The sequence below is a fragment of the Asaia sp. Ae19-3 genome, from assembly GCF_059801175.1.
On the sequence record NZ_JBCHWF010000001.1, the window covers coordinates 2,222,122 to 2,248,269 of the forward strand.

Annotated in this window: 22 protein-coding genes; 9 read left to right on the forward strand and 13 right to left on the reverse strand. The window is 59.2% G+C overall.

The window, feature by feature from the left end; all coding sequences use genetic code 11:
* Positions 1-63 precede the first annotated feature (63 nt).
* From dinB to AAID99_RS09695, 7 genes are all read right to left on the reverse strand, one after another.
* A complete protein-coding gene (gene dinB, locus AAID99_RS09665) occupies positions 64-1,161 on the reverse strand; it encodes a DNA polymerase IV (RefSeq protein ID WP_498493732.1) in 1,098 nt (365 codons plus the stop codon).
* A gap of 59 nt (positions 1,162-1,220) precedes the next feature.
* The gene (locus tag AAID99_RS09670; RefSeq protein ID WP_188425721.1) at positions 1,221-2,735 is read right to left on the reverse strand and encodes a glycosyltransferase family 2 protein; all 1,515 of its coding nucleotides are present in this window, start codon (positions 2,733-2,735) and stop codon (positions 1,221-1,223) included.
* 269 nt (positions 2,736-3,004) lie between these two features.
* A complete protein-coding gene (hemH, locus tag AAID99_RS09675) occupies positions 3,005-4,024 on the reverse strand; it encodes a ferrochelatase (RefSeq protein WP_188425720.1) in 1,020 nt (339 codons plus the stop codon).
* A gap of 43 nt (positions 4,025-4,067) precedes the next feature.
* Positions 4,068-4,190, reverse strand: a complete 123-nt coding sequence (locus AAID99_RS09680) for a hypothetical protein (RefSeq protein ID WP_264784161.1) — start codon at positions 4,188-4,190, stop codon at positions 4,068-4,070.
* 127 nt (positions 4,191-4,317) lie between these two features.
* Positions 4,318-5,343, reverse strand: coding sequence for an aspartate-semialdehyde dehydrogenase (locus AAID99_RS09685; RefSeq protein WP_498493733.1), 1,026 nt, complete (start codon positions 5,341-5,343; stop codon positions 4,318-4,320).
* A gap of 30 nt (positions 5,344-5,373) precedes the next feature.
* The gene (locus AAID99_RS09690) at positions 5,374-6,012 is read right to left on the reverse strand and encodes a 2OG-Fe(II) oxygenase family protein (RefSeq protein ID WP_188425718.1); all 639 of its coding nucleotides are present in this window, start codon (positions 6,010-6,012) and stop codon (positions 5,374-5,376) included.
* A 45-nt stretch (positions 6,013-6,057) separates the two neighbouring features.
* On the reverse strand, positions 6,058-6,369 hold the full coding sequence (locus AAID99_RS09695; protein WP_188425717.1) for a hypothetical protein: 312 nt from the start codon (positions 6,367-6,369) through the stop codon (positions 6,058-6,060).
* 273 nt (positions 6,370-6,642) lie between these two features.
* Between AAID99_RS09695 and AAID99_RS09700 the strand changes: the two genes are divergently transcribed.
* Both AAID99_RS09700 and ampC read left to right on the forward strand, forming a co-directional pair.
* Positions 6,643-9,546, forward strand: a complete 2,904-nt coding sequence (locus AAID99_RS09700; protein ID WP_188425716.1) for a 2-oxoglutarate dehydrogenase E1 component — start codon at positions 6,643-6,645, stop codon at positions 9,544-9,546.
* Positions 9,547-9,566: 20 nt separating this feature from the next.
* On the forward strand, positions 9,567-10,820 hold the full coding sequence (gene ampC, locus AAID99_RS09705; RefSeq protein ID WP_229719612.1) for a class C beta-lactamase: 1,254 nt from the start codon (positions 9,567-9,569) through the stop codon (positions 10,818-10,820).
* 83 nt (positions 10,821-10,903) lie between these two features.
* Here the strand turns inward: ampC and lpdA are convergent, their stop codons facing one another.
* Together lpdA and odhB are read right to left on the reverse strand one after the other, a co-directional pair.
* Positions 10,904-12,301, reverse strand: coding sequence for a dihydrolipoyl dehydrogenase (gene lpdA / locus AAID99_RS09710; RefSeq protein ID WP_188425715.1), 1,398 nt, complete (start codon positions 12,299-12,301; stop codon positions 10,904-10,906).
* Between the two features lie 16 nt (positions 12,302-12,317).
* Positions 12,318-13,610: a 2-oxoglutarate dehydrogenase complex dihydrolipoyllysine-residue succinyltransferase gene (gene odhB / locus AAID99_RS09715; protein ID WP_188425714.1), complete on the reverse strand. Its 1,293-nt coding sequence runs from the start codon at positions 13,608-13,610 to the stop codon at positions 12,318-12,320.
* Between the two features lie 328 nt (positions 13,611-13,938).
* On the opposite strand from odhB, the gene xylB reads away from it, so the two are divergent.
* A complete protein-coding gene (gene xylB, locus AAID99_RS09720) occupies positions 13,939-15,393 on the forward strand; it encodes a xylulokinase (RefSeq protein ID WP_188425855.1) in 1,455 nt (484 codons plus the stop codon).
* A gap of 73 nt (positions 15,394-15,466) precedes the next feature.
* Here xylB and AAID99_RS09725 read toward each other — a convergent pair whose 3' ends face one another.
* Positions 15,467-16,288: an alpha/beta hydrolase gene (locus AAID99_RS09725; RefSeq protein ID WP_188425713.1), complete on the reverse strand. Its 822-nt coding sequence runs from the start codon at positions 16,286-16,288 to the stop codon at positions 15,467-15,469.
* A gap of 86 nt (positions 16,289-16,374) precedes the next feature.
* Between AAID99_RS09725 and AAID99_RS09730 the strand changes: the two genes are divergently transcribed.
* From AAID99_RS09730 to aroE, 3 genes are all read left to right on the forward strand, one after another.
* Positions 16,375-16,908: a cupin domain-containing protein gene (locus AAID99_RS09730; protein WP_188425712.1), complete on the forward strand. Its 534-nt coding sequence runs from the start codon at positions 16,375-16,377 to the stop codon at positions 16,906-16,908.
* Between the two features lie 58 nt (positions 16,909-16,966).
* Positions 16,967-17,974: a LacI family DNA-binding transcriptional regulator gene (locus AAID99_RS09735; RefSeq protein ID WP_498493735.1), complete on the forward strand. Its 1,008-nt coding sequence runs from the start codon at positions 16,967-16,969 to the stop codon at positions 17,972-17,974.
* 205 nt (positions 17,975-18,179) lie between these two features.
* Positions 18,180-19,037 carry a shikimate dehydrogenase gene (gene aroE / locus AAID99_RS09740; RefSeq protein ID WP_188425710.1) on the forward strand — a complete coding sequence of 286 codons (858 nt, stop codon included), beginning with the start codon at positions 18,180-18,182 and terminating at the stop codon, positions 19,035-19,037.
* Between the two features lie 275 nt (positions 19,038-19,312).
* Here the strand turns inward: aroE and AAID99_RS09745 are convergent, their stop codons facing one another.
* The gene (locus AAID99_RS09745; RefSeq protein ID WP_498493736.1) at positions 19,313-20,551 is read right to left on the reverse strand and encodes a multidrug effflux MFS transporter; all 1,239 of its coding nucleotides are present in this window, start codon (positions 20,549-20,551) and stop codon (positions 19,313-19,315) included.
* A 534-nt stretch (positions 20,552-21,085) separates the two neighbouring features.
* On the opposite strand from AAID99_RS09745, the gene AAID99_RS09750 reads away from it, so the two are divergent.
* On the forward strand, positions 21,086-21,616 hold the full coding sequence (locus tag AAID99_RS09750; RefSeq protein WP_498493737.1) for a hypothetical protein: 531 nt from the start codon (positions 21,086-21,088) through the stop codon (positions 21,614-21,616).
* A gap of 102 nt (positions 21,617-21,718) precedes the next feature.
* Complete coding sequence (locus tag AAID99_RS09755; RefSeq protein ID WP_188425707.1) at positions 21,719-23,044, forward strand: UDP-glucose dehydrogenase family protein; 1,326 nt, start codon at positions 21,719-21,721, stop codon at positions 23,042-23,044.
* A gap of 128 nt (positions 23,045-23,172) precedes the next feature.
* Here the strand turns inward: AAID99_RS09755 and AAID99_RS09760 are convergent, their stop codons facing one another.
* Together AAID99_RS09760 and AAID99_RS09765 are read right to left on the reverse strand one after the other, a co-directional pair.
* Positions 23,173-24,261: an L-dopachrome tautomerase-related protein gene (locus AAID99_RS09760; RefSeq protein WP_188425706.1), complete on the reverse strand. Its 1,089-nt coding sequence runs from the start codon at positions 24,259-24,261 to the stop codon at positions 23,173-23,175.
* Positions 24,262-24,518: 257 nt separating this feature from the next.
* Complete coding sequence (locus tag AAID99_RS09765; protein WP_498493738.1) at positions 24,519-25,553, reverse strand: zinc-binding alcohol dehydrogenase family protein; 1,035 nt, start codon at positions 25,551-25,553, stop codon at positions 24,519-24,521.
* A gap of 100 nt (positions 25,554-25,653) precedes the next feature.
* Here AAID99_RS09765 and AAID99_RS09770 point away from each other — a divergent pair, with 100 nt between their 5' ends.
* Positions 25,654-26,040, forward strand: coding sequence for a winged helix-turn-helix transcriptional regulator (locus tag AAID99_RS09770; RefSeq protein WP_188425704.1), 387 nt, complete (start codon positions 25,654-25,656; stop codon positions 26,038-26,040).
* Positions 26,041-26,148 lie beyond the last annotated feature (108 nt).

A 26,148-nucleotide genomic window follows, 5' to 3' on the forward strand; every position in this document is an offset into this window, starting at 1 on the left:
ATGGCTGTTCCTGATGCAGGTTGAAGGTGTTTTTCCAACGCGACAGGACAAGAAAAAGCTCCGTCAGGACTCACCAAAAAGTGTCAGCTGCGCCTTTTTTTCGTCATTTTCTGTCGAAAGGCCTGACAACGTGACGCCGATCAGCCTGATGGCACGCTCCAGTGGGAAAAATCCCTCAAGCAGACTTTCGGCCTGAGCGACTATTGCCGCCTCGTTCACGAACATGGTGGGGTTCGAGCGGGTACGCGTCGTGATTTGAAAATCGGCATATTTCAGTTTCAGCACCAGCGAACGACCGCTCAGCGACTGGGCCTGACATTGCCGCCAGAGCTTGGCACAAAGCGCCTGAACGACACGGCGTGCCTCTGGCAATGTCGAGAGATCCGACTCGAACGTGGTTTCCGTGCCGATCGATTTGCGTATCCGGTCAGACACGACGGGGCGATCATCGACCCCTCTGGCAATCGACGCGTAAAAAGCTGCCGCCTTGCCGAAATGACGGGCGAGGACGTCAAGCGGGATCGCACGCAGATCGGCACCTGTAAAAATACCCAGCCGGTTCATCTTCGCCCGTGTCGCAGGGCCGATGCCATGAAACTGCTCCACACGAAGCGAAGCAGCGAATTCCGGCCCCATTGCGGGAGTGATGACAAACTGCCCGTTCGGCTTGCGGTGGTCCGAGGCAAGCTTGGCCAGAAAACGATTATAGGAGATGCCTGCTGAGGCTGTCAGCCCCGTCTCTTCATGGATCTCGGCTCTTATCAACCGGGCAATATCCGTCGCCGAACCATGTTCCCGATAGCTGCCTGTTACGTCGAGATAGGCCTCATCGAGAGAGAGCGGCTGTATCAGATCGGTGTAGCGGGCAAAGATTTCATGAATTTGCCGCGAGACTGCCCGATAGACATCAAAACGCGGCGGCACAAACACCAGATCGGGACACTGGCGCAGGGCGGTGCGTGAGGGCATGGCCGAGCGCACTCCGAATTTACGCGCCTCATAGCTGGCCGCTGCGACGACGCCACGCCCCTCGCCGCGCCCTACCGCAACCGGGCGGCCAAGCAGTTCAGGCGCGTCGCGCTGCTCTACCGATGCATAAAAAGCATCCATGTCGATATGGATGATGCGACGCGTTATTCCTGTCTCGGTGGTCTCGACCATGAGACCTTTATGCCATCAGGGGCAGGAACAAAACAAGATCATTGACCGCCTGAACGAGATCAGGCGAGCGCGTTCCAAAGCAACCCCGGAACGAGACGCGAAATCTCGGCACGCACGGAAGGCGTGACGGAATAAAGCACGCGCAGGAACTCATTGTTGCTCGGCAGAACAGAGGCGTGCCTGATCCAGTTGATGATATCGCTGACTGTGGTCTCGCGACCCGGCACGAAGGGCGGCGGCGAAGCGTATGTCTCCGGACCGGAAACATTGACGGCTTCAAGCGTAAGATACTCCCACTCATTCGCTTGATGTCGATTGGCTTCCGCAATGCCGACGCCGGATTCCGGGGGAAGCAATGCAAGATAGAGATTCTGCATCGGACTCAGCAGCGCAATCCTGTCATCACTCTGGGATCTGACTTCGAAAATGATCGTTTTCATCAGTCGGGGATCAGCAGAGAATTTGATGAATGTGTCGATATTTCCTGGTGCAAAGAGCGTGATCAGTTTAGGCGTCACCGGATTGATACAGCCCAGAACCTCTTCGAAACCCTGCTCTATCGCATAACTCTCATCAGCATGAACGACCTGTCCGGTACCGGGCGCGTAGTAAAGATAGGTGTTGAAATAGCTGCGAATACGGAAACTGGAGGGCACGATATTTTCATCGGCACTCATCGCGGCTGAGGCGCCTGTCTGCCCCCGATCATCCATAACAATCGCAGATTTGAGACGCAGAATGGCGCTTGTAATCATCTGCTCATAGATCGGGGCCAGATAACGATCCATACGGAACAGTAATTTTAGCGGCTCAAGGTCGGTTTCATCATTCCGGTTGAAATGATCCCAATAACCCACCGAGTCTGAGAGATCTACATTCAGGCGGCGCTTGATGCGCTGGATGTAATGCTCCATGCTGCGGCAGATATAATGCATGATAAAGGCGTGAGACCATTCGATCTCTTGCACTGCATTGGCATTCTGGACATATCGCCCGCTCGGTCGGACATAACGCTCCGTGGCCACATCGAACCAATGGGGGTTGATATATTCAATGCCCATCTTTTCGGGGCGAACAAAGCTTTTGACCAGAACATTGTCGTTCAGGGACTTATTCGAATGCTGGGTAAAAGCTTCCACCGTCGTCATCTTAGGCCTGACGACGCGGTTGGAGCTTCCCTGAATACGCCATGAGAACGCAATGGCATCAGCGTGTTTGAAGCCACGGAGAAATTCGGGAAGATTATCGAAATGACGGAGATAGACATATTCGTCTCCATCAAGGAAGCCGATCCAATCGAACTGGTGCCTGCTTTCCGCTGCAGCCGCCATGAACGAGTCGCGTTGACGCTGGTAGAAATCAGGCTGGCCAATCGGATCAGTTCTCTTGAGACGGATATCGTAGATCTTGGCCGCAGCCTGCAATATTTCCCACGTTCCGTCCGATGAATGATCATCATAGATCAGGAATGTCTTGACTCCGAGAGCGGCGTGCCAGGCAAGCCATCCTGCAATGTCGGAAAACTCATTCTTCACGAATAGCGCGACGGCAACGCTGGGAAGATTTTCGGCCATAAGAAAACTCGCTCATTCGAAGGAAGACGCGAGGACTATCGCATATATTGTTTCGGCAATCCAGAGAGCGCACGTTATTCAAACTTTATCTGCAAGCAGTTCGTAACAGAACAGAATAGTGTTCGCCGTATATTTCAATCAAAAGAAATAATCACTGTGACAGAAAGGGTATAAGCAACGCTTCGTAACCTAGGGCCATCCCGTTTCCATGCTTCCTAATACGAGGCAGCATAACAATGCGCTGCCCCGTCTCAATCAGCGCCGGCCGATCACTTCTTCGGAAGCGCCTCACGCACCAAGGTTTCGAGCAAGGCAACAGCGTCGCCGCTGTCGTTCAGGCAGGGTACAAGAGTCAGTTCCTCGCCGCCTGCCTCAATGAACTCCTCTCGCAGTTCATTACCGATTTCATCGAGCGTCTCGATACAGTCACTGATGAAGCCCGGCATGATAACTGCAATACGGGTGATGCCCTGCTCGGGCAGCGCCGACACGAACGGCGCCGTATAGGGCTGAACCCATTCCATCGGTCCGAAACGCGATTGATAGGTGATGGGCATCTGCTCTTCGCTGAGACCGAGTGCGGTGCGCAATGCGCTCAGTGTCCTCTCGCAGTCATCAGGGTAATAATCCCCCTTTTCCACGCAGAGCTTCGGTAGCCCATGGAACGAGGCGACGAGCCGCTGCGGCTTCCAGGAAAGTGACGCCAGATGATCGCGCACGCTTTTCTCGAGGGCCGCGATGTACGCGGGGTGATCGGGGAACGCCGGCAGGGTCTGTACCGCGGGCTGGCGACGAAGCGTCATCAGATAGCGGAAAAGCTGATCATTCGCCGTGGCCGTCGTGGTAGCGCTGTATTGCGGATAAAGCGGGAGAAAGACCAGCCGGTCACATCCCTGATCCATCAGCTCTTCGACTGCATCGGCAATGGAAGGTTTGCCATAACGCATGCCCCAGGCAACCGGGAACTCGCCTTCGAAACGGGCAGCAAGCTTTTCCGCCTGAGAACGCGTATAGACCCTAAGCGGGCTTGCGTCTTCCTCGCGGTTCCAGATGCGCCCATAGGCCTCGCCGCTTTTCGACGGGCGGGTTGTCAGGATCACGCCTTGCAGGATCGGCTGCCAGATCGCAGGCGGTGCCTCGATAACCCGGCGATCGGAAAGGAATTCGCCCAGATAGCGACGAACCGAGAAATAATCCGTGCCATCAGGGGTGCCAAGATTGGCGATCAGGACGCCTGTCTTGCCACCAGCCGGAACCGGATGCGTGGGGATGTTGCTCTTGAACGCCATGTCTCTCAATCAAATCATCAAAGTGCAGAGAGACAAAAACAGCTCAGCGCGAGTTCGGTTTCCGTTTGATGCGCACCGGAACCAGTTTCGGCGTGGGAGCAAGGCGCAGGGCGCCAAGAGCGACGAGGGCAAACAGGCCGGCGGCGATCGTGTCGATAACGGGCATTGTCATCTCCGTTCAGGCCATTGCGGCACAACCCCGCATCCACCCTTGAGGAGAGTTTGGCATCACGCGTTGTGCGCGCAATGCCAAACTTACATGAATGACAAAAATGTAATGGTTTGGGGCTGAATCAGCCCTTCTGCTTGATCAGATCGAGCGCGATCAGCGCTTCGGCGATCTGAACGGCGTTGAGGGCCGCCCCCTTGCGCAGATTGTCAGAGACGCACCACAGCGCGAGTCCGTTCTCCACCGTGTCATCAATCCGCAGGCGGGATACATAGGTCGCATCCTCGCCGACGCATTCGATCGGCGTGACGTAACCGCCATCATCGCGCTCATCGCGCAGGATAACGCCATCCGCCTCACGCAGCGCCTCGCGCGCACGTGCCAGATCGACAGGCTCTTCGCATTCGATATTGATGGCTTCGGAATGCCCGATGAAGACCGGCACGCGCACGCAGGTCGCTGCCACCTTGATATCGGGGTCGAGAATCTTGCGTGTCTCGACCGCCATCTTCCACTCTTCCTTGGTGGAGCCATCCTGCATGAAGCTGTCGATATGCGGAATGACGTTGAAGGCGATCTGCTTGGTGAACTGGGCGATGGTCGGAGGATCGCCCACAAAGCTGCCCTTGCACTGGGCAAACAGCTCATCCATCCCGTCCTTGCCCGCGCCGGAAACGGCCTGATAGGTCGAGACAACGATACGCTTGATCGTGAACAGATCATGCAGCGGCTTGAGAGCCACCACCATCTGCGCGGTCGAGCAGTTCGGGTTGGCAATGATGTTGCGCTTCATCTTTTTCAGCGCATTGGCATTCACTTCCGGCACCACCAGCGGCACATCCGGATCCATGCGGAAATGCGAGGTGTTGTCGATCACGATGCATCCCGCCGCAGCGGCACGCGGGGCGTGAACGGCAGAGATCGAGGCGCCGGGAGAGAAAAGCGCGATATCCCAGCCTGTGAAGTCGAAGCTCTCGAGGTTCTGGATTTTCAGGACCTTCTTGTCGCCAAAGGACACATCCTGACCCGTGGAACGGGCCGAGGCGAGTGCCGAGACCTCGGATACAGGAAAATCTCTTTCGGCAAGAATGCGCAGGAGTTCACGACCTACAGCACCGGTCGCACCAACGACCGCAACGCGGTATCCCATTATCACATTACCTCAGTCAGAATTCGACGGTCACCGCGCGAAAGACAGACGCTTGAACAGCGCTGACAGGCGATGACGGCGCAGTTCATAGCGTGCCTTGTTATTCGTGGCCATGTAATTCAGCTGAATAGTGTAACGCGGGCCAACATATTGCCTGTGTCCATGCCAGGTTTTGGGACCATTGGGGAAGATCAGCAGCGTGCCATGGGCAGGCTTCACCTCGACATCGTAATCCTCAAGGTTGTCCGGCCCGTTGAGCAGACGCAGGCACCCTTCCTGAGCCGACCAGGCAGCGCTTTCCGGGTTCAGATACAGCAGGATCGTGACCAGCTTGGCCTCTGAGTCACGGTGGATACGCCCATCCTTCTCACGCGTGCGACCACGCAGGGTCAGCATGCTCGGGGCGCTTTCGATATCGAGACCGAATTTCTCGGCCACGATCTTCTTGAGGCGCGGGCCCTGAAGCTCCTTTGTCAGCGCCTTGACCGTCGGATGCAGCTTGAGCCCCTCTGGCGGGAAGGACCCGCCAGAGCGCATCTCCGGCATCAGATTGATGAGTGTCTGGAGGTCCTCTTCGCGTACGAAGTTGGGGACGACCACATGTCTGAACGGTGCCTCGCTGATCGGGGTCCGTTCAAGGGCTTCGTATTGAAGAGCGATCTGTGACATGGAAGGCGAGCCTATTCCTGCCGCCGCCCGCAGACAAGACGCTTCTTAGCCCTTCATGCGATGATGCGGATGACGCACGGCACTGTTACGCACGAACTGGGTGTAGCCAGCCCCGATGCGGTCGGTATCGGTAAAGCAGGCACGCAGGGAAACCGGTTTTTCCTGATGGTCCTGCCCCGGCACATAGGCTGTGCGCACGAGATGCGGCGACGTCGAGCATCTCAGTGCTGCCCGGCTGTCAAAATCCAGACGGCGCCCCGATTGCTCGACAGGATGCTCTGCGCCTGCCAAGGCTACGCCGGATGCCGTGACCAGTAGCGAAAACGTGACTGCCGCCAGTATGGGCATGCGACGCATGACAGACCCCTCCAAACTGCAATATCGGAACACGCGATGATCAGTTAGACCCTCAGCGCACTCTGGTGCGGAGTCTATAGACGGGATCTGTCATTGAAAGTTTCGACTCTTTCTGGTCCCATCTTCAGAACGTGCGATTGTGAACTGATTTCGTTCGGAAAAGTTTTATGCTTGTTGCTGTTGGGCAAGAGTTCCATGGTTTTTTGCGCCATGAGAGTGCCATTTTGAGACGCTATGCAGATCTGCGAAAAACAGCTGGGGAGGGCTGCGAGCATGGGTGAGATCGGTTCATTACCAAGCGCGTTGAACGGGGCCAACACAGTCTATCTGGCCGACCTTCATGCAAAGTGGAGCGCAGATCCGAGAAGCGTCGATCCGTCCTTCGCCGACCTGTTCAAGGCACTCGACGCCGAGAGCCTCGCTGCCCTGACGGGGGCCACGGAAAAGCCAGCCGTCCATCCGGGCGCCGATCGTCCTGCCTGGGGTGAGCATGCATCCCTGCTCGACTCCCGTTCGCAGGGTCAGATGGCCCCCAAACCGAACACCGAGTTCTCGGCGACCGATCTGCTTTCGAGCGTCGATGACAGCGTTCGTGCCATTCAGCTGGTGCGCGCCTATCGCGTGCGCGGTCATCTTGAATCACGCCTCGACCCGCTCGGGCTTCAGGTACCCAAATCCTATACCGAACTAGACCCGGCGACTTATGGCTTTGGTCCCAATGACCGTGACCGCCCGATCTATCTCGGCCAGATGGTCAGCTCGCTTCTGCCCGAACGGGCCAGCGCGACGATCAACGAGCTGCTGGCTGCCCTGCGTCAGACCTATTGCGGCCCGATCGGCGTGGAATACATGCATATTCAGGACGCGGCGCAGCGTCTGTGGCTCCAGCATCGCCTTGAAGGCGATGACTGGCGCCGCACCTTCTCTTCTGCAGAGAAGAAGATCATCCTGAACCAGCTGACCGAAGCCGAAGGCTTCGAGAGCTTCTGCCAGAAGCGCTTCACCGGTACCAAGCGCTTCGGCCTCGAGGGCAGTGAAGTCACCATTCCGGCGCTTCACGCCATCATTGAGCAGTCGGTGCGCCACGGCACGCGCAGCGTTTCGGTCGGCATGGCCCATCGCGGCCGTCTGAACGTCATGGCCAATGTGGTGCAAAAGCCGTTTGCGGCCATTTTCTCCGAATTCGCAGGCGCGTCTTTCAAGCCGACCGATGTGCAGGGTTCGGGCGACGTCAAATATCATCTCGGCACGGCTGCCACGCTTCATGTCTCGAATGAGAAGGTGCGCGTCACCCTTCTGCCGAACCCCTCGCATCTCGAAGCGGTCGACCCGGTCGTGGTCGGGCGGGTGCGCGCCATCCAGGATTCAGAAGGCTGTGTCGGGCTCGAAAACCGCTACCGTCATCTCGGCCTGCTGATCCATGGCGATGCTGCCTTTGCGGGTCAGGGCATCGTCTACGAAACCATGGCGATGTCGCAGCTCATCGGCTATCGCACAGGGGGCACCATTCACGTGGTGACCAACAACCAGATCGGCTTCACCACCATCTCGGCCCATGCGCATTCGGGCTTCTATTGCACAGATATTGCCAAGGCCGTTCATGCCCCCATTCTGCATGTAAATGGCGACGAACCCGAAGCCGCCGCCTATTGCGCGCGCCTGGCTGCGGATTATCGTCGCGAATTTGCTGCCGATGTCGTGCTCGATCTGGTCTGCTATCGCCGTCACGGCCATAACGAAGCTGACGAACCTGCCTTCACGCAGCCTACGATGTACAAGGCCATTGCGGCCCGCCCGACCACGCGCGCACTTTATGCCAAGCGTCTGGCCCGCGAAAAGATCATCGATGCCGAGACGGCAGACGACCAGTTCCAGTCTTTTCAGGACCATCTGCAGAACCAGTTCGAAGCGGCCAAATCCTATGAACCAAGCCGCGAAGACTGGCTGGAATGCAATCAGGACCCGTCGCGACTTTCCGATGAGCCTCTGCGCGAGCAGCCTGTTACCGGGATCAGCATTTCAGGTCTGCAGCGCGTTGGCGCAGCCCTGACTCGTATTCCTGAAGACTTTGCCCTTCATCCGCGCCTGCGTCGGGTCATTCAGGCACGCGGTCAGGCAATCGAGACTGGCTCAGGGATTGACTGGGCTCTTGGTGAAGCCCTCGCTTTCGGTTCACTGCTGCTCCAGCATCATCCGGTGCGTCTGTCGGGCGAGGATTGCCAGCGTGGCACATTCAGCCAGCGTCACGCTGTTCTGGTCGATCAACTCAACCAGAGCGACTATGTGCCGCTCAATAATATCGCTGACGGTCAGGCAAAGATCGAGGTCTATAACTCCCTGCTCTCCGAATTCGGCGTGCTGGGTTTCGAATATGGCTACACCCTTGCCGCCCCGAACTCCCTCGTTCTGTGGGAAGCGCAATTCGGCGATTTCGCCAATGGCGCACAGGTCATTATCGACCAGTTCATCGCGTCGGGTGAAACCAAGTGGCTGCGCACCTCCGGCCTCGTGATGCTTCTGCCCCATGGCTATGAGGGTCAGGGTCCCGAGCATTCCTCGGCGCGGCTTGAGCGCTATCTGCAGCTCTGCGCCGAGAATAACCTGCGCGTATGCAATATCACCACGCCTGCAAACTACTTCCATGCCCTGCGCCGCCAGATCGCGCGTGAGTGCCGCAAGCCGCTGATCATCATGACGCCGAAATCGCTTCTGCGTCACAAGGAGGCCGTATCGGATCTGGTCGATTTCGGGCCGGAAACGCGTTTCCGCACCATTCTCCCTGAGACCGATGCCCTGCTGCCGGATGCGGAAATCAAGCGTGTCGTTCTCTGCTCGGGTAAGGTCTATTACGATCTGCGCGCGGCAAGACGCGAGATGGATCGCAAGGACGTGGCGATCCTGCGCCTCGAACAGCTCTACCCCTTCCCGCGCGACGTGCTGTCACAGCAACTCGCCCGCTATCCGAATGCGAAGATCGTCTGGTGTCAGGAAGAGTCGCAGAATGGCGGCGCCTGGGCCTTTGTCGATCGTCGCATCGAGAACTCGGCCGAACGTTGCTCTCATGCCCAGCCACGGCCGATCTATGTCGGACGCAAGGCTTCGGCCTCGCCCGCAACAGGCCTTGCCAGCGAGCACATCGCAGAACAGGCCGCGCTCGTTCAGGAAGCTCTGGGCTGAGACTACTCCGGCGGGGCGTCATGAGGCCCCGCCCCATACGTGCGCAGACCAGACGTTTTTCCGCCATCATAAGCCTGCATCATGAGACCATCCGAAAATGGGAGAAACTCATGGTTCAGCGCAGGCACTCTTTCCTGTGGTCGCTATTGGTCGGTTGTGGTTTGGCCCTTACGGCGCCTGCACAGGCTGATGATGTTGAGAACAAGATCAAGGCTGCCTTTGCGCCGCTGGTCAGCCGCTATGACGTACCAGGTCTTGTGGTTGGCGTAACCCAGAATGGCGTTCATCATTTTTACGCTGTGGGGCTCGCCTCGCGGGCAGATCATCGCCCTGTCACGCCAAATACGCTCTTTGAGCTGGGCTCGATGAGCAAGATCTTCAACGTCACCCTCGCCGCTCTTGCTGTCGAACGCGGCAAGATGCGCCTGAGTGATACAGTTGCGCATCACCTGTGCGACGATCATTGCCGTATCGGTCATGATCTCACGCTTCTTGATCTGGCGACCCACCATTCCGGGGGCCTTCCCCTGCAGGTGCCGGACACAATCACCGATGTCAGAGGACTGACAGAGTGGCTCACCGTCTGGCATCCACCGCAACCGGGTGCGCGGAGTTATTCGAATATCAGTATCGGCCTGCTGGGCTATATCTCCGCCCGGTCACTGGGAATGACCTACACAACAGCCGTTCAGACAATCCTCTTCCCTGCTTTTGGGCTCAGACATAGCTGGATCGAGGTACCGGCCAGCGAGATGAAAAACTACGCCTACGGCTATGACAAAAAGACCGATGCCCCCGAACGGGTCCATCCCGGCGTGCTGGCAGCTGAGGCTTATGGCGTCAAATCGACACCCAGCGACATGCTGAGAATGCTGGATATCGAACTCGGTCTCGGCCATCCCCCGGACGACTTGCGGCGCGCAGTAAAGATGACGCAGCAGGGACGCTACAAGACAGAATTCTTCACCCAGGACATGATCTGGGAGCATTATCCCTGGCCGACGCCTCTGCAACCGATGCTGCTCGGCAATGGCTATGATTTCATCATGAAACCGCATCCGGTCACGGCCGTCGAACCGCATCAGCCTGACGATCAGGATGTCATTTTCAACAAGACCGGCTCAACCGACGGTTTTGGCGGCTATGTCGCAATGATCCCGAGTCAGAAAATCGGTGTTGTCATGCTGGCCAACAGGAACACCCCGAATGAAGCCCGTGTCGAAGCGACCTACAGGCTTCTGAACGCCCTCATGGCCCCGACGAAGGCAGAGTAAAACCCGGTCGGCCGAGACATCAGGCATCGCCGGGGGATCGCCTTCAACCTACCCCGTCACAGACGGGGCAGGTCTTGCCGCTCTCAGAGATGAAGCGGCTTGTCGTAGGCACCTAGGGCAGCTTCCTTGAGGGCTTCAGACAACGTGGGATGGGCATGGCAGGCCAGAGCCACGTCTTCTGCACTGGCCTTGAAGGTCATGGCTAATGTGGCCTCGGCAATCAGTTCGCCCGCACAGGCGCCCAGAATATGCACACCCAGAATACGGTCGGTCTTGGCGTCGGTCAGCACTTTCACGCCACCATCAGTAGCCGCAATAGCGCGTGCGCGCGCACTGGCCATGAAAGGGAAGCTGCCGGTCTTGTAGGCAACGCCATCCTGCTTGAGCTGCTCTTCCGTGCGGCCAACCATGGCGAATTCGGGCTGGGTATAGATGACCGAGGGAATGGCATCATAAGGCACATGACCCACGCGCCCTGCGAGATGTTCGGCCAGGGCGATTCCTTCTTCCTCTGCCTTATGCGCCAGCATCGGTCCGGCAATCACGTCACCAATGGCATAGATGCTGGGGCATGAGGTGCGGAAATGGGCATCGACAGGAATTCGTCCGACCTCATCAGTGTCGATACCGACCGTCCCCAGATCGAGCCCCTGCGTATAGGGCTTACGACCGATGGAGACGAGCACGACATCGGCTTCAAGCGCCTCGGTCGCTTCCTGCCCCACTTTCTGCAGGGTCAGATCGAGCGCACTGCCCTCGATGGCAATTTTGGTCACCCGAGTGGAAAGACGGAATTTGAGGCCGAGTTTTTCAAGAGCACGCTGGAACTGACGACCGAGACCACGATCAAAACCGGGGGCAATGTGGTCGCCATATTCGATGATCGTCACCTCACTGCCCAGACGCTTCCAGACGCTGCCCAGTTCGAGACCGATGACACCGGCGCCAATCACGGCAAGACGCTTGGGCACCGACTCAAGCGACAGGGCCCCGGTGGACGAGACAACGCGCTTTTCATCAAAGGCAACGCCTGGCAGGGCCGCGGGGGCACTGCCCGTAGCGATGACAATCGATTTGGCGGTCACGGTCTCGCCGCTGATCGACAGGCTGTGCGGACCGGTCAGCGTCGCTTCGCCGACCTTGAAGGTCACATTGTTCTTGCGAAAGAGAAATCCGATCCCCTTGACCGTATCGCCGACAACGCGCTCCTTGCGCGCCATCATCTGGCCCAGATTGAGTGTGGGCGTCACACCGTCGATGCCTAGGGCGGCGAATTCGGTCTCGGCCTCGTGCAGGCGCTCCGAACTGTGCAGCAATGCCTTCGAGGGGATGCAGCCCACATTGAGGCAGGTGCCGCCGGGGGTTTCGCGCCGGTCGACACACAGCACCTTCAGACCGCGCTGCGCTGCCTTGAGCGCACAGACATAACCGCCAGGGCCAGCGCCGATGACGGCCAGATCGAATTCAAAACTCTCCGACATGGCGGTCTCTTTCCGTTCAGACATCAAGAAGCAGGCGACGGGGATCTTCCACATATTGCTTGACGCGCACGAGGAAGCTCACCGCCTCGCGCCCATCGACCATGCGATGATCATAGGACAGCGCGACATACATCATCGGGCGGATCACGACCTGACCATCGACCGCAACCGGGCGGTCCTGAATGGCATGCATGCCCAGAATGGCCGATTGCGGCGGGTTTAGGATCGGCGTCGACAGCAGCGATCCAAACACGCCACCATTGGTGATCGAGAACGTACCACGCGACAGCTCGTCAAGCTTGAGCGTACCTGCGCGGGCGCGCGAGCCGTAATCATTGATATGACGTTCCAGCTCGGCGAAGCTCATCTGGTCGGCATCGTGCAGCACCGGCACCACCAGACCGCGTTCGCTCCCGACCGCGATGCCGAGATTGACGAAGCGACGATAGATGATGTCATCCCCGTCGATCGTCGAGTTGATAGCCGGAAATTCTTGCAGCGCCTTGATGCAGGCGCGTGCAAAAATCGACATGAAGCCCAGCTTCACGCCGTGCTTCTTCTCGAACACCTCACGATACTCGGCGCGCAGGGCCTTGGCCGCGCTCATATCGACTTCGTTGAACGTGGTCAGGATGGCAGCCGTGTTCTGCGCATCCTTCAGGCGTCTGGCGATCGTCTGGCGCAGGCGCGTCATGGGCACGCGCTGCTCGCGACTATCCTGCTCGTTCTTGCCAAGCAGCGCGGCCAGCGCATTCGCAACCGCCGGAGACGGCGCTGCGGGAGCCGGTGCCGCAGAGGCGGCGGCGGGAGCAGAAGCCTGGGGCTGCACCGGCTCTGCCGGGCGGGGCTGCTCCATACGGGCAATCACGTCGCCCTTGGTGACGCGTCCATCCAGCCCGGTTCCTTCGGCAATGCTTCCCGGCGCGATCTGCTCTTCGGCCATCAGTCGTGCGGCTGCAGGCATCGGATCACGCGCAGGCTGAGGCGCCTGCGGGGCGGCAGCAGGGGCTGCCTTGGCTGGCGTCTGTGCAGCCGGAGCCTGCGAACCCGCTGAGGGGGCACTGGCCTTTCCATTGGGATCGAGCGTACCAAGAACGCTGCCAACGGCCACTTCCGCACCGGAGGCCATCAGATCATTGCCCAGAACACCAGCCTGTGGCGCAGGCACTTCAACGCTGATCTTGTCGGTTTCCAGCTCGACGACAGGTTCGTCGGCGGCTACCGCCTGCCCGGGTTGCTTGAGCCATCGGGTTATCGTTGCCGAGGTGACACTTTCACCGAGAACCGGCACCCTAATCTCGACCGACATCATCTCTCCCTTTGCCCGTTAGGACTTCTGTCGCGCAGCATCTCGAACGACCATAGACAGGAACAGTCCGCGTGCCTACTCCACGCACCACGCGCGCCAAACCCAGAGAATGGGGATCATGGGGATGATTTGTCAGGGTTTGCCCGGGATCTCCTGCCGGGCGGCCCGATATTTCACCCGATTGTGACGCGACATCGTCTGATGACGGGGTCTTTCATCTGACCGGAGAGCGCCTCATATGCTGGGCCTGCCTCTGCCCCCTTGCGAAAGCGCCTCTTTTGTTCTGCCGGGCGATCCCGCACGCCACCATCATGAAAGACCTGTCCCCATGTATCTCGGTATCGATCTCGGCACTTCGGGTATCAAGGCGGTTCTGGTCGATCAGAACCAGCAGGTCATCGCCGCTCATACCGAAAAGCTGAGCGTCAGCCGCCCGCATCCGGGCTGGAGCGAGCAGAACCCGAATGACTGGTATGAAGCGACCCTGCGGGCTCTGGATGCCCTGCGCGACAGCCACCCCGAAGCGCTCGCTGCTGTGCGGGGCATTGGTCTGTCGGGCCAGCAGCATGGCGCTGTTCTGCTAGGTGAAGACGGCGCCGTACTACGCCCCTGTCTGCTCTGGAACGACACGCGGGCAGAAACGGAATGCTCGCTTTTCGAACATCGCTTTCCGCTCTGCCGCCAGATCACCGGCAATATCGCCATGCCCGGTTTTACTGCGCCCAAGGTGCTGTGGGTTGCCAGACACGAGCCTGAAGTCTTTGCCAAGGTCACGCATGTCGTGCTTCCAAAGGCATGGCTGCGCTTTCGCCTGACAGGCGCGCTGATTGACGACATGTCGGATGCATCTGGCTCGCTCTGGCTCGATACCGGTCGCAGGCTCTGGTCTGACGCGGCGCTCGAAGCTTCCAATCTGCGCCTTGCCGCCATGCCGGCGCTCTGCGAGGGCACTGACGCAGCTGGCACGCTGAATGCCGAACTCACCACGCGCTGGGGCATGAAGGAAGCCCCCGTCTTTGCCGGGGGCGCTGGCGATAATGCGGCTGGTGCTGTGGGACTCGGTGCCATTCACACGGGCGATGCGTTTCTGTCCCTTGGCACTTCGGGTGTTGTCTGGGTCACCACCGACTCCTTTCACCCCGGCGGCAATCACGCCATTCATTCCTTCTGTCATGCCGTGCCCAATCAATGGCACCAGATGGGTGTCACCTTGTCTGCTGCGGCTTCTCTTGCCTGGTGGTCGCGCGTGACGGGCATGGATGAGAAAGCCCTGCTTGCCGAATTGCCAGAAGCCCCTGAGGCCCCCTCACCCGTTCTGTTTGCGCCCTATCTCTCGGGGGAGCGCACACCCCATAATGACGGCTCGGTGCGGGGCGGATTCGTCGGCCTCACTCAGGACACGACACGCGCCGAGATGACCCAGGCCGTATTGGAAGGCGTTGCATTCTCCTTTCGCGATGCGCTCGAAGGCCTCGCCGAGTCCGGCACGGTCATTACCGAGGCCGATGTAATCGGCGGCGGCTCACGCAGCCCGCTCTGGACGGCTATCCTTGCCAGCGTGCTGGGTGTCACCCTTCATCGCCTCGCCAATGGCGAGCAGGGAGGCGCCTTCGGTGCAGCCCGTCTGGCGCGCATCGCCGTTACTGGCGAAGATGTCAGCGCTGTGTGCCTGCCGCCAGAGCGTGTGGCCTCCATTGCTCCGGATGACCGCCTGAGCGGCCCCTATCGTCAGGCCTATGCACGCTATCGGGCGCTTTACCCGGCGCTGAAAACTATTCCGTAAGCCAGAGAGAGAAACCGCTACGATTTCCCTCAGGGAAGGATGCAGAGGGGGTGGCTCCCCTCAACGACCATGCTCAGTGCAGTTCGGTCGGGCTGACTTTCTGCACGAAGCGTTGCACGACAGCCAGACCGCCATTTTCGATCAGGGTTGAATGCGCCCCCTGTTGCGTCGTCCATATCTGTTTCGGCTCTGGCGCCGCATTGAAAACGGCGAGGCTCTGCGCTGGCGGCACTGTGCCATCGCGCAGGGTGCGCATGACAAGAAGCGGCATTTTCAGACCCGCGACCCGACTGAGCGTGTCGAACTGGTTTCTCAGCAGCAGATGGACCGGCATATAGGGGTAACGCGACGAGGCCACATCGGCGATGCTGGTATAGGGCGCATCGAGCACAAGTCCCGCTGCCGGGTAGTCGAGCGCGGTTCGCAACGCGACATTCGTGCCAAGTGACTCGCCGTAGAGAATAATCTGGTTTGGTGCGATGCCCTGATTGCGCAGAAAATTCATGCCAGCCGCCGCATCAAGCACGAGACCCGCTTCACTCGGTGACCCCGGATTGCCCCCATAGCCACGATATTCGACCGCCAGCAATCCTGTCTCTCCCTGCGCCAGAAGTGCAAAACGGCGCGCGCGTGACGTGATCGATCCGGCATTGCCATGCAGATAAAGCAGGATCGGGGCGCCGACAGCAGGCGGCCGATAATAGGCCTTGAGATTGAGTCCGTCAGAACTGTGTAACGTCACCATACGCGCACCGGGAATGAGCGCTGCGGGATCGTCGAGAGGGGCTGAGTCAGCCGGAAAGACCAGACTATCCTGCCGGATATACAGAAACCCCGCCACGAGCAGATAGACGGCGACAAGGCAGGCAAGGAAGATCGCGGAATATCTGATCAAGACTGAAGCTCTCGGAACGATTTTCGGGCAGAGGCGTAGTCAAAAGGATGTGACCTTCCGAAACCCGATTGTCGAGAGTCAGATCAATGAAATATTTATGGCCTCTCCCGCTTCTGCTCGCCTTTCTTGCGGCAGCCGCTCTGACGCAAGCTGCTGAAAAGCCACCGGAAAAACCGCTGCGCAGCTATCAGCATCTATGGACCGACGAGAACGGTGTGAGCCATATAGCGCGCTGTCCGGTCTCGAATTTCTTTCTCAAGAGCATGTCGCCGCCAGCCGGGCCGCAATGGCAGAATCCTATGGCGCCCCAGACAGCGACGCTCATGATGACAGTCCAGCCCAGGCACTGGAACGGCGCTTGGCACCCTGACCCGAAGCCGCAATGGATCATTCCGCTCAAGGGGCGCTGGTGGGTGCGCGCCATGGATGGCACACGCGTCGAAATGGGCCCGGGCGATATCCTCTTTGGTGAGGATCAGGATGTGCACCCCATGGCCGATGGCCCATACAAGGGCAAGAAGGGCCACGATGCCGGGAATGTCGGCGATGACGAGGTGACACTGCTTGTCATCCAGTCGGCCAACCCGCCGGAAATCAACAAGCCCTGCCGCTATCACTGAACGCCCGACCGCAAGGCTGTGATCGCCTGACCATGATCATTCGTGGCATCATGACGCCATGACCAAGCGTATAGTCACTTCCATCGATGTCGCCCGCCTTGCAGGCGTTTCGCAATCGGCCGTTTCGAGGGCTTTTTCCTCAACGGCCAGCATTGCGCCCGCCACCAAGGAACGGGTGTTCCGGGCAGCGGAAACGCTGAATTACCGCCCCAACCGCATCCCTTCGATTATGCTGACGGGGCGCTCGGGTATGATCGGCATTATCGTGGGCGGGTTGCGCAATCCGCTTTACGGCTCGGCTCTTGAACAGCTTTCGTCGGGTATTCGCGACGCCGGGTTTCAGGTTCTGCTGGTGCAGGTCATCGACACCGTCACCCTCGACGCCGCTATTGACCAGCTTGCCGGATATCGCGTGGATGCCCTTGTCACGGCACTCGCCATAGGGTCGGAAAAAACGGCTGCCGCTCTCTCGGCGCTTGCCATACCTGTCATTGCGTTCAACTCCCCCCTGACAGGACCGGGCGTCTCGTCAGTGCGCTCGAATAACAGGGAATCCGGGCGCCGCGTGGCGCACATGATGGCCGAAAAACAGGTCAGACAACCCTTCTGGCTGGGCGGCCCCGACCGCAATGCGGCCTCTCAGGCAAGAAAAGCGGGTTTTCTTGAAGGCTGCGCTGAATCTGGCATGGAAGTGACGATGCTGGGCGGCGATGACAGCTATCAGAGCGGGTTCGATGCGATCACGACAGCGCTCGCCGACGGCCATCGACCTGACGGATTGTTCTGCAGCAATGATCTGATGGGATGTGGCGCACTCGACGCCTTGCGCGATCGCACAGGTTTTTCCTGTCCCGAGGACATCATGGTGATCGGCTATGACAATATCCCGCAATCGGCCTGGCACGGCTATCAGCTGAGCAGTTTCGACCAGCGTCCCGATGCCTTGGTGGCTGCGGCTCTCGATATCCTGACCCGATCTCTGGCAAGCCCGGAGGAGCGCCTTTCCGAAACCTGCGTCATCGACGCGACTCTGGTGCTTCGGCGCAGCACGGAAAAACCCGTCTGACTGGCGGGACATGCGAGCCGACCTCACCGCAGCAACATGCCGTGATGCGTGAATACAGCGCCTTGCAGGCCCGATATGCGGGCGCCTGAAGGGGCTTTTCAGTCTGCCCTCCTGATTGCCTGACGCAACCATTGCTCCTCTGCCCGCTTTATTGCATAGCTATGCAATATTCTGACCTTGCCCCGCTCTGCCCAGGAGGCCCCGCATGACAGACCGTTCCTTCCGCTCCATCCTGACCGGCTCTTTCTCAACGCCCTGTGCCAAAAACCCGACAGTCGCCATGATGGAGGCAGGCTATGCCAAGGCTGGCATCGATGCCCGCTATATCAATTGCGATGTGAAGCCCGATAATCTCGCCGCAGCGATTGCCGGGGCAAAGGCCATGGAATGGGCCGGGTTCAACTGCTCCATCCCTCACAAGATTGCCGTCATCGACCATCTCGACGAGCTTGCGGAATCGGCCAAAATCATTGGCGCGGTCAATTGCGTGCAGATCCGTGATGGCAAGCTGACCGGCAACAACACAGACGGGAAAGGCTTTCTTGCTTCGCTGCGCAAGCTGGCCGACCCGAAAGGAAAAACCATTTTCCTCCTCGGGGCCGGTGGGGCCGCGCGCGCCATCGCCGTCGAACTGGCTCTTGCCGGTGCGCGCCATATCACCATTGCCAATCGCAGCATCGAGAAGGCGCAGGCCATTGCCGAACTTCTGGCGAAACATACCGAATGCCAGGCCGAGGCTCAGGGCTGGCCTGAGGGGCTAAGCATCCCCGAAGGTATCGATGTGCTTATCAACGCGACCTCGATCGGCCTGGGCGATGCTGATGCGCTGCCCCCCGTCGATACCGGCTCGCTGGGTCATGCGGCCATCGTGGCCGATGTCATTCCCAACCCGCCCATGACCAGATTTCTGCGCGAGGCCAGAAAGCAGGGCTGCAGGACGCTCGATGGTCTCGGCATGCTGGTCAATCAGGGAATAATCGGTGCTGAACTGGTCGTAGGCGCCAAGCTCGATCCTGAGGTCATGGAAAAAACGCTGGCCGATATCTTCGGCGTGCAGGACTGAGCCTTTTTCGGAAGCAGACCAGTGCCGTGAGGGGCGGTATTTTTTGCCCCTCTCATCGGTGACCACATTTTTTCAGAAACAGTAGGTGGGCGATACGGCTTTTCCGGGCGCCCTCATTCCACGTTCGAAGCGCTGCCCCATGGCATGAGCTCTAAACGCAAGGCATCGGAGCCCTGTCCTCAGGTGGCGCTTCTCTCCACGCATCCGGGGTGGCTCAACACCCGAAACAAGGCCACTGCCCGACGCAGCCAATCAGCTCCGCGAGTGACAGACGTTCACAGATCGCGCTGGGGCATCTGGCGTTTTTCCGCCGCACGACGCCAGAAATTGCACAGAACCATACCCAGAATGCCAGCCAGCATACCGAAGGCGGTCGAACTCAGTTTCCCGGGCGGGAGGGCCGCCATCAAAATACCGCTCGACCCGCCAATGGCGAATGCCATCGTGCCAAGCAGGGCCGAGGCTGCCCCCGCCTGATGGCCATGATGCGTCAATGCCAGAACATTGGCATTGGGGCCGATGAAACCGAGCGTGAAGGTGGTGGTGATGATCAGGGCGCAAAGCGGCCAAGGGTCATTCTGCCCCACGACATGGCTCGCACTGACTGCCAGCAGGACCAGCCCCGAAACAAGGCAGGCCACGAGGCCGCCCTGCATGACCGAAGTAAATTTGAAGCGATGCGACAGACGCCCATTGATCTGTGTCGCCAGAATGAATCCGCCCGCATTGATGCCAAAAAAGATGGCAAAGGCCCGTGGCGTGAAGCCCAGCAGATGCTCGAACAGAAGCGGCGCGTTGGAGAGATAGGCGAACATCACGAAAGTGCTGAAGCTCGACAGCGTGGCCGACGACATGAAGACCGGCTCACGCACCAGACTGAGGTAGCGACGCAGAATTTCGATAGGCGGCAGGGCATAGCGTCGTTCTTCCGGCAGGGTCTCTGGCATGACCACCAGCCACAACACCGCAAGCAACGCGGCCGCGACAGCTCCGGCCCAGAAAATCAGGCGCCAGCTTCCAAAAGCCAGAAAGATACTGCCCAGTGTTGGCGCCAGAATGGGCCCCACGCCAAAAACAAGGGTCAGTTGCGACATGAGCTTCACCGCTTCATGCCCCGTGGCGACGTCGCGCACGATGGCACGGGGAATCACGCTGGTAATGGCGCCACCAAGAGCCGCAACCAGACGCAACAGGCAGAATGACCAGTAGGAGCCGGTCGTCGCCAGAGCGATGGTTGCCAGAACATAGATGGCAAGCCCGGCCACCATGGGCTTGTGTCGCCCGAAGCGGTCGGAAAGCGGCCCCAGGCAGAACTGCCCGATGGCAAGCCCGATGAACCACGCAGCAAGTGTGAGCTGTGCCGAGCCGGGCCCCTGACCCAGATCGCGCTCGAGCTGGGGGAAGGCTGGCAGATACATATCGGTCGAGATCGGACCGATCGTACTGACGAGCCCGAGCAGAATGATCTGCCCGGTTGAAAAGCGTATGGCGGGATGAGGCGATGAGGTCAGCACGGGAAAACCGGGTCCAATCAGTCTTGGCCGTCGAGACACGAAAACATGCCGAACGCGCATGGTACGCGCTGGTCATCACCCGAAAGAGGGCAAGGCCCGGTTTCTCAGGGGGAGTCGTGTCTGTCAGACATAGAAATCCCTTCTCCTCCTCCCCTGCCCGAAAGGCAACCGGCGTTTTCGCACTGACCTTGCCTGCGCCCAGGCTGTAACGGGTTTGTGTGGCAGCCTCACCTCACGGCCAGGCATGTCGTGCCTCGTCACCGTTTGTCTTGCGTATCAGGGAACGTCGCCGCACAGGATCACAGGTAGGTAGAGACACTACGGATGGCCAGCTCGAAATTGATCGCACCACAACGCAGAAAAATATAAAAATACAATATAATTTATCATGGTTTTGTAAAATAATCATAAGAGAAGAATATGAATTATAAAATAAAATTAGCGTTTATTTTTTCAATAATAATCGCAATTTTTATAATACCAGCCCGGATACAGGCCAGTCCTTTGCCAGACTGCGTCAATCCTCAGGAGGTTATGTCAGGCACCCGACTGACCAGTGAAAAAACCAACGAGTATCCGGGCCAGAAAAGCACGCTCAAGGCGGCGGCACTACACCCTGTATTTCATCTCGATTTCAACACCTGCGTTCCCGATATCATCTGGTTCAATGCGGGTCTTTTCATGACGCGTTACCGCGAGCTCTTTAAACTCACTCCGCAGGGATTAGCCCTCAAAGGGACCGGCAGACCGTTTAACCCCGCACACGACGATCATGGTGAGAACAGGCGTTGCCGCGACATCTCGACAACAGCCGATATCTGCCTCGATCGAGAGACCGACCACGAAATTGTCTCCATCAGGCCCCACGATCCGACCATGCGGCGCATTCCGCTCATCATCTCCGGAGCCAGAAGGATCAAGAGCTTCGAGTTCCTACCCTCACCCGACGCACCATCAGGCCTTGTCAGTCTGATGATCGACCGGCACACCGGCTATGATTTCCTCATGTTCGATGTCTCGCATTTCCCTAAACAGCCAGGGTCAGGCCCTGAATCTGCGCCGTAAGCCTGACAGACCGCTATCCGCTTTCGCTCCCGCACGCTTTATCCCGTGCCCGGTTTGGGCTACGCCCTGCACAAAGAGAGTTCGCACAGGATAAGAGATCACATGCGCATAGCGATGATTGGCGGCGGTTATGTCGGACTGGTTTCCGGCGCCTGCTTTGCGGAATTCGGCACCGAGGTCGTGATTGTCGAAGCGGATCAGGACAAGCTGGCCGCACTCAGGGCTGGTGCCATTCCCATCTATGAACCCGGTCTCGACAAGATCGTCTCGGCCAATGTTGCGGCTGGTCGCCTGAGCTTTACCGATGCGCTCGACAGCGCCATCGACACGGTCGATGCCGTGTTCATCGCGGTCGGCACGCCGACGCGCCGTGGCGATGGCCATGCCGATCTGACCTATGTGTACGAAGCGACACGGCAGATTGCCCGCCATGCCCGCAAGGGTCTGCTGGTTGTCACCAAATCGACCGTTCCTGTCGGCACCGGACGCGAAGTGGCCCGCATCCTGCGTGAAGAGCGTCCTGACCTGTCCTTCAGCGTGGCCTCCAACCCGGAATTCCTGCGCGAGGGAAATGCCATCGGCGATTTCATGCGGCCCGATCGCGTGATCATCGGCATCGACGATACGGCCACCGATGGCGGTGCCAATGCCCGCGCCCTGATGCACCAGCTTTATCGCCCGCTCTATCTTATCGAGACGCCCATCGTCATGACGGGGCTCGAGACCGCAGAACTCACCAAATATGCCGCCAATGCCTTTCTCGCCATGAAGGTCACCTTCATCAATGAAATGGCCGATCTGTGCGAGAAAGTGGGCGGCAATATTCATGATGTCGCGCGAGGCATGGGGCTCGATCAGCGCATCGGGCGCAAGTTTCTCCATGCCGGGCCTGGTTATGGCGGCTCATGCTTCCCCAAGGACACACGCGCCCTGACAGCCATCGCCCGCGATGCAGGCAGCCCCTCGCTTCTGGTCGAGGCAACGGTTGCGATCAACGAAGCCCGCAAGGCTGCCATGGCCGAGCGCGTGATCGCCCTGTGCGAAGGCACGGTCAAGGGCAAGACCATTGCCATTCTGGGGCTGACGTTCAAACCCGACACCGATGACATGCGCGAGGCATCGTCACTCCCTCTGATCCAGCGCCTGATCGAGGAAGGGGCCACCATCCAGGCTTTCGATCCTGAAGGCATGAAGCCCGCCCGCCCGCTCCTGCCCGAGAGCGTGATCTATGCCAACTCGGCGCAGGAAGCCGCTACCGGCGCCGACGCGCTGGTCGTGCTGACGGAATGGAACGAGTTCCGCGCCATTGCCCCGTCCAAGCTGAAAGCCGCGATGCGTGGTGCCGTGATTGCTGATTTCCGCAATATTTGGGACCCGACGACCCTGAGGGCTGCGGGCTTTACCTATCGCTCGATCGGTCGCCCCTGAGCTGAAACGCGACAGCTCGCACGTCGGTAACGACCGCCCTGAACACCGTACATGCGGTGTTCAGGCCAGTGCTCGGCGCAGCAGATAAAGGCCCTGAGGCGAAACCGGGGCAGACGCGACTTGCTCTATCATGGAGCTGGCTGCATCGAGACCAGTTGGAACGGAAGCAGGGTCTTCGATTTCCCTTTGTTGAACTGCGGCAATCTGTCGAGCTGAGCCACAGGCAGCCAGAGCCGCCCGTCCCCGGTGAGTATGGGCGCATCGGCCCAATGCAGCCGAGGGTCGTGGAGAAGGGCCACGATCCGACCATCAGCCTCACGCCGATAGACGGTGTCATCCTTCAGGGCGGTGAAATAAAGCCTGCCTGCGCGATCCATCGTGCTGCCTCCTATCGGGGGCAGATCGGCCCATGGGGTTACCTGCGCGGCCAGTTTGTCTGGCGGTAATGCTGCATCATCGAGAGCTGCTGTCGGCACTTGCGACCATGGCCCTTCCAGCGGGCCAAAATAAAGCGTCTTGCCGTCCGGACTGACTTCGAGAGGATCGACATTGATCCGCAGCGGCTGGCCTTTGTCGTCGCGCAGGATCCTACCCCCCATGACGACAGGACGGTCTGCCCGCGCCATGACCGCAGGATGGCCAGCCAGCACGCGACGACACGCCCCGCTGGCGATATCGAGCACCAGCAACGCGCCAGTACCGGCATCGGTCAGATAGGCATGTGCGCCATTGAAGCGGATATCGTCGATGTAGCTCCCCACCGGAGCGACATTTTCGCCCAGCGGATAGACCCGGATAATTTTGCCCGTTCTGGTGTCAAGGCGCACCAGCTTTGCGCCGCCCGCAACGGCAGGGCCGCCAAAGCGCGGCGTGCCTGTATCGACAACCCATAACTGCCCCTCACCGTCGACATGCAAGGCATTGACGTTGACGAAATACCGTCTCGCATCAAGACCGGGTTTCCAGCCATTCCATGCCTGATCAGGGAAGGGGCGGAGTCTGTTTCCAGGCTCCAGGACAGCGACGGAAGGCCCGGAAAATCCGGTCCAGCGCGGGCCGCTCACGAAGATCCGTCCACCCGCATGGGCGACCGCGTTCCAGTCGAGCGTCGTGCCGGACGTTTCGACACGGAGCGAGGTGGCCTCTGCCCTACCTGAAATCGAGAATGCAGGACCAAAGCCTAACAGAAGGCTCAGAGCAATCGCTGCGACGGACATGCGTCGACCTGACGAGTGATGAAAATAAGCCCCAACTCTCTTCATGTGATCTGATCCTTCCCGGAAAATGCGCCTGTCTTGTTCCTGCCGTCGTCAGGTGAAGCGTTAACAGGAGAGACCAGCGTTGGGGTTGACGTAAAACGGGCTGAAATAGGGATGGACCGCGCGGACTCCGATCCAGCGCGACCATCCCGACACCCCGGCGCCGCCATCGCCAGACATATCTCGGCGGCGACAGGACGGGTGAACGTCAGGCTTCATTCAGCCTCGGACGCTGGGTCAAATCCCTCGAGAACCACCTTGCCACGCGCCTTGCCGCTTTCGATCAGGGCATGGGCGCGACGCAGATTGGCCGCCGTGATGGGTCCGAAATGCGCCCCAAGCGTCGTACGCAGGCGCCCGCCATCGATAAGAGCCGCTACCTCGTTCAGAATATGTCCCTGTCGTGCCATGTCTGCCGTCGCAAACATCGAACGAGTGAACATGAACTCCCAGTGCAGTGAGAGGCTCTTGCGCTTCAGAGGCGCAGCATCGAGCGTGGCGGGGTCGTCTATGAGGCCGAAACGCCCCTGTGGCGCCAGAAGTGCGACGATGTCGGCCATATGCTCGGCGGTCTGGGTGGTGGAGAACACAAAACCCGGTGCGCCCGTTGGCAGGGCTGCCACTTGCGATGCCAGATCCTGACGATGATCGATCACATGATGCGCGCCGAGTTCCTTCACCCATTCCCGGGTTTCAGGACGTGACGCAGTCGCGATGACGGTCACATCCGTCAGCGCACGCACAAGCTGGATAGCAATCGACCCGACACCACCCGCGCCGCCAATAATCAGCACGGCAGGCTGCGTTCCCGGCACAGGGCGGGTAATCTCCAGCCGATCGAACAGCATTTCCCAGGCGGTCAGGGCGGTCAGCGGAAGGGCCGCAGCCTGAGCCCAGTCCAGCGCTTCGGGTTTGCGACCGACAAGCCGCTCATCCACCAGATGGAACTCGGCATTGGTGCCGGGCCGCAGCAAGGCGCCAGCATAGAAAACGGAATCACCGACAGCGAAATCCTGCACGTCCGGTCCTGTCGCTTTCACGATGCCGGCTGCGTCCCACCCCAGCACGCGCCACTGACCCGGCTCCGGGGTCGCGCTGGCACGGATTTTCGCATCCACCGGATTGACCGAAACGGCCCGGATTTCCACGAGAAGGTCGCGCCCGGTTGGAACGGGAATGGGCAGATCGATATCGCTCAGGGCGCTGGTATCGTCGATTGCTCCGGGAGTTTTATAGCCGATGGCCCGCATGTCTTCTGCTCCATGGTTGAATGACGCAGAGATGGGACCTTATGATTGTTTCGCGCAAGAACGCACATATTCTGTCCATAGTATCGGAAATGATACCGTCATGCCCCGTATCCGTCACAAGAGCCTCGATTGCAGCCCCGGCTGCGCCGTCGAGGCCACGCTCGAACTGATTGATGGAAAATGGAAAGGCGTGATCCTGTACCATCTGTTTCATGGCACGATGCGCTTCAACGCTTTGCGCAAGATCCTGCCCAACGTGACACAACGCATGCTGACGATGCAGCTTCGCGAACTCGAGGAAGACGGGTTCATCCATCGGGAAATCTACCCTCAAATCCCCCCGAAGGTAGAATACAGCCTTACCGATTTCGGCAGAACCCTTGAGCCGGTCGTAATGGCGCTCAAGCGCTGGGGGGATGAGCACACGACATTCGGCGCTGAAAAGAAGAAATCACCTGCTCTGGGGACACAAGGTCAACACGGCTGAACGCAAGCAGAACGCTTCTCGGGCGCACCTGCGATCGAGGGGTTTTCGGACATACTCGGGCTTGCCCCGAAGGGCATCCGTCAGCCTCTCTGCACGCTCCACTTCCCG

Coding starts and splice junctions, on each gene's coding strand:
- dinB (WP_498493732.1), bottom strand. CDS start 1,161: ATGGTCGAGACCACCGAGACAGGAATAACGCGTCGCATCATCCATATC.
- AAID99_RS09670 (WP_188425721.1), bottom strand. CDS start 2,735: ATGGCCGAAAATCTTCCCAGCGTTGCCGTCGCGCTATTCGTGAAGAAT.
- hemH (WP_188425720.1), bottom strand. CDS start 4,024: ATGGCGTTCAAGAGCAACATCCCCACGCATCCGGTTCCGGCTGGTGGC.
- AAID99_RS09680 (WP_264784161.1), bottom strand. CDS start 4,190: ATGCCCGTTATCGACACGATCGCCGCCGGCCTGTTTGCCCTCGTCGCT.
- AAID99_RS09685 (WP_498493733.1), bottom strand. CDS start 5,343: ATGGGATACCGCGTTGCGGTCGTTGGTGCGACCGGTGCTGTAGGTCGT.
- AAID99_RS09690 (WP_188425718.1), bottom strand. CDS start 6,012: ATGTCACAGATCGCTCTTCAATACGAAGCCCTTGAACGGACCCCGATC.
- AAID99_RS09695 (WP_188425717.1), bottom strand. CDS start 6,369: ATGCGTCGCATGCCCATACTGGCGGCAGTCACGTTTTCGCTACTGGTC.
- AAID99_RS09700 (WP_188425716.1), top strand. CDS start 6,643: ATGGGTGAGATCGGTTCATTACCAAGCGCGTTGAACGGGGCCAACACA.
- ampC (WP_229719612.1), top strand. CDS start 9,567: ATGAGGCCCCGCCCCATACGTGCGCAGACCAGACGTTTTTCCGCCATC.
- lpdA (WP_188425715.1), bottom strand. CDS start 12,301: ATGTCGGAGAGTTTTGAATTCGATCTGGCCGTCATCGGCGCTGGCCCT.
- odhB (WP_188425714.1), bottom strand. CDS start 13,610: ATGTCGGTCGAGATTAGGGTGCCGGTTCTCGGTGAAAGTGTCACCTCG.
- xylB (WP_188425855.1), top strand. CDS start 13,939: ATGTATCTCGGTATCGATCTCGGCACTTCGGGTATCAAGGCGGTTCTG.
- AAID99_RS09730 (WP_188425712.1), top strand. CDS start 16,375: ATGAAATATTTATGGCCTCTCCCGCTTCTGCTCGCCTTTCTTGCGGCA.
- AAID99_RS09735 (WP_498493735.1), top strand. CDS start 16,967: ATGACCAAGCGTATAGTCACTTCCATCGATGTCGCCCGCCTTGCAGGC.
- aroE (WP_188425710.1), top strand. CDS start 18,180: ATGACAGACCGTTCCTTCCGCTCCATCCTGACCGGCTCTTTCTCAACG.
- AAID99_RS09750 (WP_498493737.1), top strand. CDS start 21,086: ATGTCAGGCACCCGACTGACCAGTGAAAAAACCAACGAGTATCCGGGC.
- AAID99_RS09755 (WP_188425707.1), top strand. CDS start 21,719: ATGCGCATAGCGATGATTGGCGGCGGTTATGTCGGACTGGTTTCCGGC.
- AAID99_RS09760 (WP_188425706.1), bottom strand. CDS start 24,261: ATGTCCGTCGCAGCGATTGCTCTGAGCCTTCTGTTAGGCTTTGGTCCT.
- AAID99_RS09765 (WP_498493738.1), bottom strand. CDS start 25,553: ATGCGGGCCATCGGCTATAAAACTCCCGGAGCAATCGACGATACCAGC.
- AAID99_RS09770 (WP_188425704.1), top strand. CDS start 25,654: ATGCCCCGTATCCGTCACAAGAGCCTCGATTGCAGCCCCGGCTGCGCC.